This window comes from Arcicella aurantiaca (assembly GCF_003148625.1).
GTDB lineage: Bacteria > Bacteroidota > Bacteroidia > Cytophagales > Spirosomataceae > Arcicella > Arcicella aurantiaca.
The window spans coordinates 22,021-37,051 of sequence record NZ_QGGO01000016.1 but is presented as its reverse complement, the minus strand read 5'-3'; the positions used below and the strand labels follow the sequence as shown (position 1 = coordinate 37,051).

11 protein-coding genes and 1 riboswitch are annotated in these 15,031 nt (G+C 37.8%); of the genes, 2 read left to right on the top strand and 9 right to left on the bottom strand.

Features of this window, described 5'->3' with window-relative positions:
* Positions 1-6 precede the first annotated feature (6 nt).
* Positions 7-981 carry an alpha/beta hydrolase gene (locus LV89_RS15090; RefSeq protein WP_109743748.1) on the top strand — a complete coding sequence of 325 codons (975 nt, stop codon included), beginning with the start codon at positions 7-9 and terminating at the stop codon, positions 979-981.
* Between the two features lie 5 nt (positions 982-986).
* On the top strand, positions 987-4,259 hold the full coding sequence (locus LV89_RS15085) for a glycosyl hydrolase (RefSeq protein WP_109743824.1): 3,273 nt from the start codon (positions 987-989) through the stop codon (positions 4,257-4,259).
* Positions 4,260-4,366: 107 nt separating this feature from the next.
* Here the strand turns inward: LV89_RS15085 and LV89_RS15080 are convergent, their stop codons facing one another.
* The 9 genes from LV89_RS15080 to thiS form a co-directional block, all read right to left on the bottom strand.
* Entirely contained in the window at positions 4,367-6,973 is a 2,607-nt protein-coding gene (locus tag LV89_RS15080; protein ID WP_109743747.1) for a carbohydrate-binding domain-containing protein, read from the bottom strand.
* A 334-nt stretch (positions 6,974-7,307) separates the two neighbouring features.
* Positions 7,308-8,366 carry a molybdopterin-synthase adenylyltransferase MoeB gene (moeB, locus tag LV89_RS15075; RefSeq protein ID WP_109743823.1) on the bottom strand — a complete coding sequence of 353 codons (1,059 nt, stop codon included), beginning with the start codon at positions 8,364-8,366 and terminating at the stop codon, positions 7,308-7,310.
* A 100-nt stretch (positions 8,367-8,466) separates the two neighbouring features.
* Entirely contained in the window at positions 8,467-9,576 is a 1,110-nt protein-coding gene (gene thiH / locus LV89_RS15070; RefSeq protein WP_109743746.1) for a 2-iminoacetate synthase ThiH, read from the bottom strand.
* A 2-nt stretch (positions 9,577-9,578) separates the two neighbouring features.
* Positions 9,579-10,340 (bottom strand): thiazole synthase, encoded by a 762-nt coding sequence (locus LV89_RS15065; protein WP_109743745.1) that lies wholly within the window; start codon positions 10,338-10,340, stop codon positions 9,579-9,581.
* A gap of 99 nt (positions 10,341-10,439) precedes the next feature.
* Entirely contained in the window at positions 10,440-11,066 is a 627-nt protein-coding gene (locus LV89_RS15060; protein ID WP_109743744.1) for a thiamine phosphate synthase, read from the bottom strand.
* Between the two features lie 18 nt (positions 11,067-11,084).
* Complete coding sequence (locus LV89_RS15055; protein WP_109743743.1) at positions 11,085-11,834, bottom strand: hydroxymethylpyrimidine/phosphomethylpyrimidine kinase; 750 nt, start codon at positions 11,832-11,834, stop codon at positions 11,085-11,087.
* A 16-nt stretch (positions 11,835-11,850) separates the two neighbouring features.
* The gene (locus LV89_RS15050; protein ID WP_109743742.1) at positions 11,851-12,438 is read right to left on the bottom strand and encodes a thiamine phosphate synthase; all 588 of its coding nucleotides are present in this window, start codon (positions 12,436-12,438) and stop codon (positions 11,851-11,853) included.
* Positions 12,439-12,444: 6 nt separating this feature from the next.
* The gene (thiC, locus tag LV89_RS15045) at positions 12,445-14,301 is read right to left on the bottom strand and encodes a phosphomethylpyrimidine synthase ThiC (protein WP_109743741.1); all 1,857 of its coding nucleotides are present in this window, start codon (positions 14,299-14,301) and stop codon (positions 12,445-12,447) included.
* 91 nt (positions 14,302-14,392) lie between these two features.
* On the bottom strand, positions 14,393-14,596 hold the full coding sequence (thiS, locus tag LV89_RS15040; RefSeq protein WP_109743740.1) for a sulfur carrier protein ThiS: 204 nt from the start codon (positions 14,594-14,596) through the stop codon (positions 14,393-14,395).
* A gap of 257 nt (positions 14,597-14,853) precedes the next feature.
* A riboswitch (TPP riboswitch) is annotated at positions 14,854-14,951 on the bottom strand.
* Positions 14,952-15,031 lie beyond the last annotated feature (80 nt).

Here is a 15,031-nt window from a genome sequence, read left to right as displayed (position 1 = left end):
TTTACCATGAAAAAAATAGTGCCTCTAATTCTTTTTTGTCTGAGCCTGTGTTTATCATTATCTGCTCAAAAAACCATTTCTCTTTACGACCAACTTGCTCCAAATTCAAAACCATCGAACCTTAAAGATTCAACGGTAAAATATGGCGATACCCCTTTTGTGGTTAGAGTAATTACACCCGAATTGACCATGTATTTACCCGAAAAAAGCAAAGCAACAGGTATTGCCGTAGTTGTTTGTCCGGGTGGTGGGTATTCGGGTTTAGCGGCTGAACACGAAGGACACGCCATTGCTAAAAAATTACAAGCAAACGGCATCGCAGGATTTGTATTGAAATATCGTTTGCCCAATACCGATTTGGTCAATAATAAAGAATTTGTGCCTTTGCAAGATGCTCAAAGAGCCATTCAAATCGTGAGAGAAAATGCACAGAAATGGGGCATAAATCCTCATAAAATCGGGATTCAAGGCAATTCAGCGGGTGGACATTTAGCTTCTACGGCGGGAACTCATTTTATGAAAGAGCAAATCAGCAATCCTAAAAAAACGAGTCTTCGTCCTGATTTTATGGTTCTTAATTACCCCGTAATCAGTTTTGCAGATAACCTAACGCATTACGGTTCACGTTTTAATTTAATTGGAGAAATGCCTTCGGAAGAATTGAATAAAATCATGAGCGACTGGCAAAATTCTGAAAAACTACTCAAAGCGTTGCCTGTTTCGGCAGAAAAAGTAAAAGAATACTCAAACGAATTACAAGTAACTTCAAATACGCCTCCGACCTTCATTACTCATGCCAATGATGATGATGTTGTTCCTGTTCAAAACTCAATTTTATTTATCGCTGCACTACAACAAAACAAAGTGCCTGTCGAGTCATTTTTTTATGCAAAAGGCGGACACGGCTACGGAATGGATAACCCAACAAGTGATATAGATTGGATAGGGAACTGTATTAAATGGATAAAAAATCTAAAATAAAAAACATGAAAAAAACTAAAAAATCAATTTTAGCCTTGTGCGTACTCTCAAGTTTGAGTGGCTATGCACAAGATAAAAATCAGTTTCTAACACCGCCAAATTCGGCAAAACCACGTGTTTGGTGGCATTGGATGAACGGAAATATCTCCAAAGATGGTATCCAAAAAGATTTGGATTGGATGCAAAGAGTGGGCATTGGCGGTTTCCAAAATTTTGATGCAAACTTATTTACGCCTGTGGTTGTGCCTAAAAAATTGGTTTTTATGCAACCCGATTGGAAAGATGCCTTCAAATTCACGACGGAATTAGCCGATAAAAAAGGGCTTGAAATGGCAATTGCTGGCTCACCGGGTTGGAGTGTAACGGGTGGACCTTGGGTAAAACCAGAAGATGGCATGAAAAAATATGTTTTTACGGAAGCATTGGTTGAAGGTGGTAAAAAACAAACGATTCAATTACCAAAATTGCCTGATGTTATCGGGAAATATGGGGCAATTGAAACTCATGCAGGTGGGGTTATGGGTGGTTTCGTGGGCGAAAAACCACATTTTTCAGCCGATGCTCTGGTGATTGCTTACAAATTGCCAAGCAATGAAAAGCATATCATGGATTTACAGCCTAAAATGACTAAAAGTGGCGGTGATTTTGACACCAAAACGATGCTCGACCACGATGCTAACAAAACCTATCTTTTGCCTCCAATGGAAGTTGGACAGGATATGTGGATACAATATGAATTTGATGCTCCTCAAACTTTCAAAGCTTTTGGCTTAGGAATGGGAGAAGCAGGCGAATTAGCAGAATTTAATGGAGGTCCAACTAATCGTAGCTTAAAAGTTAGTGATGATGGCGTGAATTTTAGAACAGTTGCCAAAGTTTCTAATACGACCTTGCCGTTTATTACAACACAAATCCCGACTACCACGGCTAAATATTGGAGAATTTGCTTTGAAACGCTCAAGGGAGAATTAAACCCAATCATGGCAATGATGGGCATGACAGATGCACCTAAACCTGCGGGAACAAATATTTCGGAATTTGTTTTATTTAATACTTCTCGCATTGACCAAGCTGAAGATAAAGCAGGTTTCTCGGCTTGGAAAGAAGATGGGAAATTGGCAGGTGCAAAAGATGTAGAAGCAATTCCAACGGCGGATATTGTGAATTTAACAGGTAAAATGAATGCAGACGGAAGCCTTGAATGGGATGTTCCCGAAGGCAATTGGATGGTTGTTCGTTTTGGATATTCGTTGACTGGTCGCCAAAATCACCCTGCATCGCCAGAAGCTACGGGTTTGGAAGTTGATAAATTAGACAAAGAAGCCGTTAGAAGATATATCAACACTTATTTGGATATGTACAAAGATGCAACGGGTGGCTTGATGGGCGAAAAAGGTTTGCAATACATGGTTTTGGATAGCTACGAAGCTGGACACATGAACTGGACAAAAGGTTTTCCGCAAGAATTTAAGAAAAGACGTGGTTATGATATTATTTCATGGATTCCTGCATTGACGGGCAGAGTGGTTAATAATCTTGAAGCAACCGAGAAGTTTTTGTGGGATTTTAGAAAAACTATCGGTGAAATGATTGCAGAAAATCATTACGATGTCATTGGTGAAGAATTACACAAACGTGGCATGAAACGCTATACAGAATCTCATGAAAATGGACGTATTTATTTGGCTGACGGTATGGACGTAAAACGCAATGCAGATATTCCAATGTCTGCCATGTGGACTCCGGGAAGTTTAGCAGGTGGTAATGAAGAAGAAGTGCGTAGCGAAGGCGATATTAGAGAAGCGGCTTCGGTAGCCAATATTTATGGACAAAACATTGTGGCGGCAGAATCGATGACTTCTATTCAAAATGCTTTTTCATGGAATCCAGAAAAGTTGAAACGCACTGCCGATATGGAAATGGCTTCTGGCTTAAATCGTTTTGTGATTCATACTTCAGTACATCAACCTTTGGATAAAGGACCGGGATTCTCACTTGGACCTTTTGGGCAATATTTTACTCGTCTGGAAACTTGGGCAGAAGCAGGCGGAAAGGCTTGGATGGGTTATTTAGGACGTAGCAGTTATATGCTTCAACAAGGTAAAAACGTAGCTGATGTTCTTTATTATTACGGAGAAAACTCGAACGTTACTTTAATTTGTCAAAACAAATTGCCAAATATTCCAGCAGGTTCAGAATTTGATTTTGTCAATTCTTCGGCTCTTTTAGATGTAATTCAAGCAAAAGATGGGAAGTTAGTTGCCAAAAGTGGAAACACTTACCAAGTATTAATGCTTGACGAATCGGCAAAATTGATGACTTTACCTGTTCTGAAAAAAATCAAATCTTTGGTAGATGCAGGCATAAAAGTAGTTGGTGCAAAACCAGAAAAATCGCCAAGCTTATCTGATAATGATGCTGAATTTCAGAAACTTGCCAATGAAATTTGGGCAAAATCAAACGTTACAAGCTTACAGACGTTGCAGGCAACGTCTCTACAGCCAGACGTGATTATTTCAAATGCAAAAAATAAAATTCTTTTCCGTCACCGTCAAACTGCCAATCAAGAAATTTATTGGTTAGACAATCGTAGCGAAAATACAACAAATGCTGAGGTAAGTTTCAGAGTATCAGGCAAAATTCCGCAATTGTGGAATCCTGAAACAGGAAAAACAGAAGCCGTTTCGTATCAAGTAAAAAATGGCAGAACAATCGTTCCTCTAAAATTTGAATCTTGGGAAGCTTACTTTATTGTTTTTGCCAATGCAGGAAACGTTGCGGCATCATTCACAAATCCAACAAAAACAGAAAAGACTTTGGCACAAATTGCAACGCCTTGGAAAGTTGGTTTCAATGATAAAAATGTAACGTTTGACAAACTTTCTTCATGGTCAGAAAGTTCAGACAATGACATCAAATATTTCTCAGGAACAGCTACTTACGACAATACATTTAAAGTAGCTTCCCTTGATAAATCAGCAAAATATGTCATTGATTTAGGCGAAGTTAAAAATATTGCAGAAGTAATCGTAAACGGTAAAAACGTTGGTACGGCTTGGAAAAAACCTTTCAAATTGGATATTTCGGAAGCTGTAAAAGCGGGCGAAAATACAATTCAAGTGAAAGTAACTAACCTTTGGGTAAACCGCTTAATTGGCGATGCACAACCAAACGTAACAACCAAAACAACTTTTACCACAATGCCATTTTATAGAGGTCAAGAGCCTTTATTACCTTCTGGTTTAATGAGTGATGTAAAAATTACTATTCTTAAATAAGGATTTTATGTAAGTTGAGTAAAACAAAAAGCGAAGGGTGAAAAATCATCCTTCGCTTTTTGTTTTACAATTTTATCTATCGATTTATAGTCAATTTCTGTTAAAAATTAGAAAGAAATAGCATTTACAGTAGATGTTCCAGAAGTCGTTGGAGAAGATTTTAGAGTTGCTCCAGTATTCGAATAGGTACCACCTGTGTACAATCCCCAACCCGTTGAACCTCCTACAAAACTTCCTCCTGTATAACTTCCACCAAAATAAATTTTATAAGGAGAACTTTTAGCTAAACTTGGATGAGAAAAGTGGAAAATAGCAGAAGCACTTTTGGGTTTAAATGTCACTAAATCCTTTCCGTTGGCATCTTCTATATGTAAAATCGAAGTAGTAGCAAGTGAAGCACTTGATTTAATAAACATTCCGACCTGCGTAGAAGCCGTTCCCATCGCTTTGGTCATGTTATTATTGGGTTCAGCCCCAATTAATGTTCCGCCATTAACCAAGAAATTTCCATTTACATCTATATCTTCATTACCATAAGTTATCACCGTACCACCTTTGATAGTGAAGTTTCCGTTACTGTCGATTGCATCAGAACCTGTTACAATCAAAACCCCACCACTAACCGTCAGTTGACTATTATCATTTGATTCTGTTCCACCCGAAACCGTTCCATAAGATGTGTTTATACCATCATTAGAAGCCGTCAAATTACATACACCACCTGCAATGGTAATGAGGATAGACTCCATTCCTTCATAAGATTTGGTCACATTGATAGTGCCATCATTAACGGTAATTGACGTTCCAGATTTTAATCCATCATCCGTAGCAGAAATATTTAATTCGCCATTATTCATCACAAATGCTCCATCACTTTTAAACCCTTTTGCTTCACTTGTATTGGCAGAATTATAGGTATATGTACTTCCTGATGCAGTAATGTTAGTCGTGCCACCACTAACGGTTGCCGTGCCATCTACGGTAATGCCTTTTCCACCAATACCTGTACTACTGATGGTTAAAGTTCCTCCTTTTAGGGCTAAATTTTTATCACAATTGATTCCCGCTGGAGCAGCAATATCTAAATCAGCAGTATCATAATAGGCAGCTCCTGTGGTTGTGATTTTTACTGTTCCAGAAGTTAGGGTAAAATCTCCCCCTGTTTTTATTCCTTTTGAACCTTTTCCAGAAACAGTTAACGTAATAACATCACTTGTTCCAATTGTTGTATAACTCTCACTTTTGATAGCATTTGCTTTGTCTCCAGTAGTTGTAACGGTTATTTTTCCACCTTTTATCAAAACATAAGGGGTTATTGTGGTGCTTGTGCCTTCATAAGGGGCAGTAATGCCATCATCAACACTATTTACAGTGATAGTTCCGCCATTGATAGCAACGTAACCCTCTTCAGCAACGATACCATCATTAGAAGACGTAACGGCTAAAGTTCCTGTATTCATCAAAAAGTAATTATTGGCATGAATACCATCTTTAACTGCTGACTTCACAACGATATTCACATCATTTATTTCGATATAATCATCTGAAACGACTCCATGTTTGTTGTTTCCAGTCACATTTAAAGTACCTGTTCCCATAAAACTCAATTGACCTTCACTGAAAACTGTACCTTTTTGGTCTTCACTACTGGTAGCATACGTTGCACCGTCAATCAAGGTGTTGGTTGTTCCTGTAACTACGTTTATTGTACCCTTCTTTTTCGACTGACTGTTAATGGCTGGTCCAGTGCTATTCGTCAAACTCACGCCTTTTAAAGTAATGTTGTATTTATATTCACTATAAATCTTGAAACTTCCTTTGGACGCTGTTCCCGATAATAGATATACGATTTCTTTGGTGGTATTGGTAGAAGTTACTGTAACATCTGCACCACTTACCGCAACACTGACACCAGACGATTGATAAGGATTGTTAATCGTTGCACTTGTCCCAGAATAGGCAATTACAACAGTATCTTTAGCCGCAGTTGCTGTACCCGTAGAACCTGCTGAAATGGCAAGTGTAACAGTACAACTTTGTCCGCCCAAACTCAAATTAAAAGTAGCTGTTCCTGATGAAGTTGGCGTACCTGCAATAGTATAAATCAAACTTCCCGCTCCGTTTGCTAATGTTCCTGCCGCTAAAGTTGCGGTAAGCCCTTCAACGCCTGTTGACGAAGCTACCGAAACATCATAAGTTCCGCCATTTCCGCCTGTATAAGCCATTGTTACTGTACCTGTATAAGCCGTTCCATTAGTACCAACGGCAGGAGCAACAGTACATACTAAAGTAGAAATATTAGCTTTTGAAGCAACAACTGGCAAGGATAAGGTACAACTTTGTCCGCCTAAATCAATTGGAAAACTGGCAGTTCCAGCCGCAGACGGTGTGCCTGTAATGACAAAACTGGCAGTTCCGCTACCTGTCGCTAAAGTTCCTGCTGATAAAGTTGCGGTAAGTCCTGTTACTCCCGATGATGCCACTGGAGCTCCCGCTGTATAAGCAACTCCATTGCCACCTGTATAAGGCACTGTTGCCGTGCCGGTATATGAAGCTCCGCTGGTAGCAGTAGCCGAAAACGTTACGCTCCCACAAGTAAGCCCAGTTATGCTTGCGGTTTTAACTGCCGTTATTTCATCCGTTTTACACGACTGAAAACTCAAAATAAAAGTCAGCACAAAGCTAACTACCACTAAACTTTTTTTAATCATCATCTTAGTTTTTAGAGAAACACTAATTGTAGCATAAGGTTGAGAAATCTCCTCCTGTATTTTCAATTAAGAAAAATGAAATATCAAATACACAATAAGGCTTATGAAGTCAAGCACAAAAACGAATGAAACAATCTCTATATTCGTTTTTGTGTTACAAAGCAGAGAGTTCTATTTATTCTTTAAAATACACAGTAATGATTTTGTGTATTGCTTAATCAATAAAATACTTCTTAAAAAGGAGTTTCAATAATGGGTTTAGACAACCATAAAGGCATATATAGTTGCATGGAATATTGTAAAATGAAGAATTTTGAGTAGAATAGAAGAGAGTACATTAAAAAACGATTCCTCCTGCTAAATGATAAAAATGTCCTTTAATATCATTTTTTGCTAATAATTCAAGAGCTTTTGCACTTCGTAATCCTGTCTGGCAACAAAAAATAATCAGTTTTTGTAAATCTAATTGAGCGATATTTTCTAATAAATCATCTAAAGGAATGTTTTCACCCCCAATATTATCTCGCTCAAATTCATGAGGGTTTCTAACATCAATCAATTGAAAATCTCGTTGCTCATTTATCCACATTTGTAGCGTTTCTGAGTCAATATTCTGTATTGTTTCAACAGGAAAATCACCACAAAACTCTTGATAATCAATTAATTCTTCGATTTCTTTATTACTTTCAATGGCTTTGAATTTAATAATTTGAGAACGCATCGTGAGCATATCAAACAATAATAATTTACCACTCAAAACTTCGCCAGCATCTGTAATAATTTTAATGGCTTCTGCGGCTTGCATCGTGCCAATAATCCCTGCTAATGTACCAATTACGCCAATTTCTGAACAATTAGGTACACTTCCTACGGTGGGTGGTTCGGGATAAAGACAGCGGTAAGTTGGTCCATTTTGGTAATTAAAAACAGAAATTTGTCCTTCAAATTTGAAAATAGAACCCGAAACAAAGGCTTTTTTCAAGATTACACAAGCATCATTTACCAAATAACGAGTGGCAAAATTATCAGAGCCATCAATCACAAAATCATAGTTTTGGAATATATCCAGTACGTTTGAAGAATGTAACATTACAGGATAAATATCAATGTTTGCCTCTGGATTTTGTGCTAAAAGATGAGCTTTTGCCACGACTACTTTTTGCTTGCCAACATCAGAAACCGTGTATAAAATTTGGCGTTGCAAATTTGAAATTGATACCACATCGGCATCGACAATGCCAATATTTCCTACGCCCGCAGCTACTAAATATTGTAAAATAGGACAACCCAAACCGCCTGCCCCAATCACTAAAACATGAGCATTTAATAGTTTTTGCTGACCTTCAACGCCAATTTCGGGTAAGATAATTTGTCGATTATAACGGTTTGTGTTCATTCCAAGTAGGACAGGTTTCCAACCTGTCAATTATTATGCTCTGGTGTCAGTTTTGAGAAACTGATACCACGTTACAAACAGGTTAAAACCTGTGTTACTATTAAAAAGCCATATCCCAATCTTTCCAAACAACTTCATATCCTTGATTTTGAATCATTTGGGCAATTTCATTCGGACTTCTTTCGTCACTAATTTCAAATTGTTCTAACGATTGTGGCTCAACTTTATAGCCTCCTGGATTCGTTTTCGAGCCTGCACTCATCGATGTAATTCCTAATTTTATGATGTTATCTCTAAAAACTTCGTTCTCTCTCGTTGAAATAGATAACTCAACTTCTTCATTAAAAATTCGATAAGCACAAATTAATTGTACCAATTCAGCATCTGACATCACAACTTTGGGTTCGAGTCCGCCCGAAAACGGACGCAGGCGAGGAAACGAAATGGAATATTTTGTTTTCCAAAAATTTTTTTCCAGATAATCGAGATGCAAAGCGGTAAAAAAACAGTCGGTTCGCCAATCCTCCAAACCAATCAAAACACCTAAACCCATTTTATGAATTTCCGCTTTTCCCAAACGTTCAGGCGTTTCTAAACGATATTGAAAATTAGATTTTTTCCCCTTCGGATGATGCAATTTATAATCTTCTTCGTGATACGTTTCTTGATAAACCAACACGGTATTTAAACCTTCGGCAATCAATTCGGTATAATCCGTTTCGTCCAAAGGCTGAACTTCCATTGAAATATGCGAGAAATAAGGACGAATTAATTGAATAACTCGCTTCAAATATGGCACGCCAACGGTCTGATTTGCTTCACCTGTTACCAGCAAAACATGGTCGTAACCCATTGATTTTAAAACTTCTACCTCAGCAATAATTTCTTGGTCATTGAGCGTTTTTCGCTTGATTTTATTGTCGAAGCTAAAACCACAATAGGTACAAATATTTTGGCATTCATTAGACAAATACAAAGGCACATACATTTGAATCGTTTTGCCAAAACGTTTTTGGGTAATCTGTTGGCTTTTTTGTGCCAATAATTCCAAAAAAGGCATAGCAGCAGGAGAAATCAAGGCTTTGAAATCTTCTAAAGTAGGTTTGGAGGTTTGCAAAGCGTGTTGAACATCTTGAACGGTTTTTGCTAAAATACTCTGTTTGACACTGTCCCAAGAATGTTGCTGAAATAACGTTTGGAAAGAATTCATTCTTATAAATTTAAAAATGCCGTCAACGGACTACTCGCCACAGCGTGATTATTTAGAGGTGCTAATTTGGCTTCAAAAGCCATTCTACCCGCTTCAACTGCCATTTTGAAGGCTTTTGCCATCGCTACGGGATTTTGAGATACAGCAATTGCAGTATTTACCAACACGGCATCTGCCCCAATTTCCATGGCTTTTGCAGCATCAGAAGGCGAGCCAATTCCCGCATCTACAATCACAGGAATGTTACTTTGCTCAATGATTATCTCTAAAAAATCTATCGTTTTTAAGCCTTTATTACTCCCAATTGGCGAACCCAAAGGCATTACCGCCGCAACACCAACTTCCTCTAAACGTTTACACAAAACAGGGTCAGCATGAATATAAGGCAAGACAACAAAGCCCAATTTTGCCAATTCTTCGGCAGCTTTTAGTGTTTCGATGGGGTCAGGTAAAAGATATTTTGGGTCGGGGTGAATTTCTAATTTTACCCAATTAGTTTGCATCGCTTCACGAGCCAATTGTGCCGCAAAAACTGCCTCTTTGGCATTTCTCACACCCGAAGTATTAGGCAACCAATTGATATGTGAATGGTTTAAATGAGCTAAAATATCATCAGCAGGATTTTGTAAATCTACCCTTTTCAAGGCAATTGTTACTAATTCCGAACCAGAAGCTAACAGACTTTCTTCCATTAACGCATTGGAACTGAATTTCCCCGTGCCTGTAAAAAGTCGGGATGTAAATTCTTTGTTGGCTATTTTCATTTTCAGTACAACAGGTTTCCTACCTGTCAAAAGTCTTTTTGAGTACAACAGGTTTTCTACCTGTTTTTAATTTGTTGGCTGACAGGTTGAAAACCAGTCCTACTTTAAAGCACCTATCAAATCTTGCGTAACAGAGACAGGATTTTCTGCTAAATTGATTAAAGAAGAAATGGCGATTCCGTGCAAATTAGTGGCTTTTAGCGTTGCGACATCGTCTAAAATTATGCCTCCAATACCAATAATTGGCAATGATAAATTTGCTATTTCACACTGTTCTAAAATAGATTGATAGCCTTCTAAACCTAAAATTGGACTCAAATTTTTCTTAGTTTTTGTAAAACGAAAAGGTCCTAAACCGATATAATTCACCTTTGCTTCATGCAAAAACTGAATGTCCTCAAAGGTGTTTGCAGTACCTCCAATGATAAATTTTTCGCCTAACATTGCTCTTGCTTCAATCGGTGAGCCATCAGTTTTACCCAAATGCACGCCATCAGCTTCAATTTCAAAAGCTATTTGAGCATTGTCGTTGATAATTAAAGTCGAGCCAAAGCTTTTACAAACTTCTTGGGTACGCAAAGCCGTTTCTTTCCAATCGGGGAACGACTGATTTTTTACTCGTAATTGTACCCAATCTGCTCCACCTTCACAAGCTAAACGAGCCTGTTCCCAATGCGAAATATGAGGTAAATCTTGAGTGATATAATGTAATTTTGATATTTTCATGATATTGTTATCGTGTTTTTATAAATGATAGCCTAACAAACTATTATTGCTACCTAAAAATGCCGTAATGTACTTTTTTGCTTCCTCGCAGGCTTTTTCTAAAGGCAAACCCTTGGCTAAATTGGCGGTAATTGCTGATGAAAGTACACAACCAGAACCGTGTTTTTCACCATGTTCAATGCGTTTTGCTAAATACTCAAACCGTTGATTTTTGTAGAATAATACGTCTTTACTTTCGTCCAAATCACCATGACCACCTTTTAGAAAAACGGCACAGTTTTCGGCTAAAATTTGAGCTTTTTCTTCTGTATTTATTGAGTCATTTACCAATAAATTCGCTTCGGGCAAATTGGGCGTTAGTACGTAAATCTGTTTTAAGATTGTTTTTAAAAGATTTGCATTGATTTCATCGTGAAAATTAAAACCTGCACTTGCTTTTAAAATCGGGTCCCAAATAATTTTTAAATCTGGATTCCAAGACAACAATGCGTTGATAATTTTTGATAAATCTTCAAGACTTTTTATCAATCCAATTTTTACATATTGAATATCGTATTTTTCAAAAAGCAATCTTGCTTGTTCAATAATCAATTCACTTTCAATCCATTGCACAGAATCAAAACGATTTTCATGCTGAACTGTCAAAGCTGTACAAACGCCCAAACCGTAAATTTGATTGGCTTCAAAAGTTTTAATATCAGCCAAAAGTCCTGCCCCGCCCGATGGGTCAAAACCTGCAATTGTAAGGGCAAATGGTCTTTTATTCATGGTTATTAAGATTGAATTAATTAGAAATCTGTCCTATTTTCCAAACTGAACCCATTAACGCATATCCTTGAAAACCAATCGTTTGTACAATTTCAATATTCTCATTATTGACTCCTCCCAAAGCTAAAACAGGCACATTGCTTATTCGATTTTTAAAAAACTGCTTCAAGATTTCTATCGAAAACGCAGACGGATAATCAGGTTTTGAAATACTTTGAAAAATCGGACTCAGAAATACATAATCTGCTTTGCAAGGCAATTGCTCAATGGCTTCTAAACTATGTAAAGAAAAACTTACCGTCAATCCTCTTTTTCGTAACGTTTTCGCCATTGAAATGAGGTCGTCATTAGGCAATTGTTCTCTCATTTTTTCAGTAAAATGGACACCTTTCAGGTTATATTTTTTCAATAAATCATGATGAGAATGCACCACAATTTGTCGATAAAACTTAGGTGAAATTTTCTGTAAAAATTCAGTTAATTCGTCTTTTGACTTCTCGGGTTTTCTAAGGTGAAAAATCAAAGTTTTATCGCTTAATAACTGCTCAATTATGTCTATTTCACCCTCAAAATCAGTTGGGTTTGAGATGATTACTTTTTTCATGTTATGTTAAATATACACCTCTGAACCCGCCTCAATGAATGTTTTTGAGCGTTCTGCCATACCTTTTGCTAAGGCTTCTTGCTCGTCAACGCCCATATTATCAGCATAATCACGTACTTCTTGTGTGATTTTCATGGAACAGAAATTAGGTCCACACATCGAACAAAAATGGGCGATTTTTGCACCCTCAGCTGGCAAGGTTTCATCGTGATATTCACGAGCAGTATCTGGGTCGAGGGATAAATTAAATTGGTCTTCCCAACGGAATTCAAAACGAGCTTTACTCAAAGCATTATCCCGAATTTGAGCCCCATAATGTCCTTTGGCAAGGTCAGCAGCATGAGCCGCAATTTTGTAGGTAATCACCCCAACTTTTACGTCTTCCTTATTGGGTAAACCTAAATGTTCTTTTGGCGTTACATAGCAAAGCATCGCACAGCCAAACCAGCCAATCATTGCTGCCCCAATACCTGATGTAATGTGGTCGTAAGCGGGTGCAATATCCGTTGTGAGGGGTCCAAGTGTGTAAAAAGGAGCTTCGTGGCATTCTTGCAATTGCTTATCCATATTTTCCTTAATGAGGTGCATTGGCACGTGTCCCGGTCCTTCAATAATGGTTTGAATATCGTGTTTCCAAGCAATTTTGGTCAGTTCTCCTAAAGTTTCTAATTCGGCAAATTGGGCAGCATCGTTTGCATCTGCAATACTCCCAGGGCGTAAACCATCTCCCAATGAAAACGCCACGTCGTAGGCTTTCATAATTTCGCAAATCTCTTCAAAATGGGTGTAAAGGAAGTTTTCTTTGTGATGAGCTAAACACCATTTTGCCATAATACTGCCCCCACGAGACACAATTCCCGTTACTCTTTTTGCGGTCATGGGAACATAACGCAACAACACGCCTGCATGAATCGTGAAATAATCAACGCCCTGTTCAGCTTGTTCGATGAGGGTATCTTTGAAAATTTCCCAAGTTAAATCTTCTGCTTTTCCGCCTACTTTTTCAAGGGCTTGATAAATCGGAACTGTACCAATTGGCACGGGCGAATTCCGAATAATCCACTCACGGGTTTCATGAATATTTTTACCTGTCGATAAATCCATGATGGTATCGGCACCCCAACGGCAAGCCCAAACGGTTTTTTCAACTTCCTCTTCTATGTTTGAAGAAACCGCTGAATTTCCAATATTGGCATTAATTTTCACCAAAAAATTACGTCCCAAAATCATCGGTTCACTTTCTGGGTGATTGATATTATTAGGAATTACGGCACGCCCCAAAGCTACCTCTGAACGTACAAATTCTGGCGTAATCAGCCCTTTTTGTGTATTTGCTCCAAAACTATGACCTTCATGCTGATGCCCAATATTGTTTAATTCAGCAATTTTTTGATTTTCACGAATGGCGATATATTCCATTTCTGGCGTAATAATGCCTTTTTTAGCATAATGCAACTGCGAAACATTTTGCCCTGCTTTTGCTCTTAATGGCTTTTTCAAATGTTCAAAACGTAGAGAATCTAAACTTGGATTTGCCAATCTTTCAAGTCCATAATTTGAGGTAATCGACTCCAATTCTTCTACATCTCCACGTTCTAAAATCCAATTTTGACGTAACCGTGGCAGTCCTTTTCTCACATCAATATCAATATTTGGGTCAGTAAAAGGTCCACTTGTGTCGTAAACCGTTACAGGTGCATTTTTTGAAATAACTTTACCATTTACGACGGTATCCGAAAGGGTTATTTCTCGCATAGCCACCTGAATATCATGCAATTGACCTTTTACATACACCTTTTTTGATGCAGGAAATGGGGCTCTACTAATTATTTCTGTTTGAGGAGTTTTTTCAGTTTTTTTCATTGAAAGTAGGACAGGTTTCTAACCTGTCAGTTGAGGTTAAATACAGGTTAAAACCTGTGGTACTTGAGAAATTACAGGTTGGAAACCTGTGTTACCCGCCTTGCGTAGCTCGAATGAGCATCAAGCGGTCATTTTGATTTAGCGTGATTTGTTGCCAATCAGCTTTCTTAACGACTTCGTCATTAATGGCTAAGGCAATTCCTTGTAAATCAGAAATTTGCAGTTTCTCGAAAATATCTACGATTGTTGGGGGAGGGTCAAAATCGGTGGGTTGGTCGTTAATAAAAATTGTCATGCGTTCAATTGTTTAAAAATTTGTACAAATGAACTTTTGGGTAAGACCTATTGAGAGGAAAAGTGAAAATTGGTAAAATTAACAAGCCAAGAAATTACACTGAATTGTCACTAAAAAGCCAATGCTTTTAGAACAAAAACAGTTTTAAAATTCCGACGAAACAAGCCAACAAATTCACTTTGTTTGATTGTCTATCATGTAATTTAACCAAGAAAAGCAGTGAAATTTTGAAAACGGAATACACCGAATCGCTACGAAATGTCTGCCTTACTTTTTCCTACGCAGCAACTACGCTGTTCAGGTTTTGAGGGTATAATCTCAGCCCGTAATATTAAAGGCACCCCTAAAGTTTGGACAAATGTAAATGATAATTTTATAATTTGATGCTAATTATTTGTAAAAAATATTTCAAGAAATAAGCTAAAGCAGAAAAAA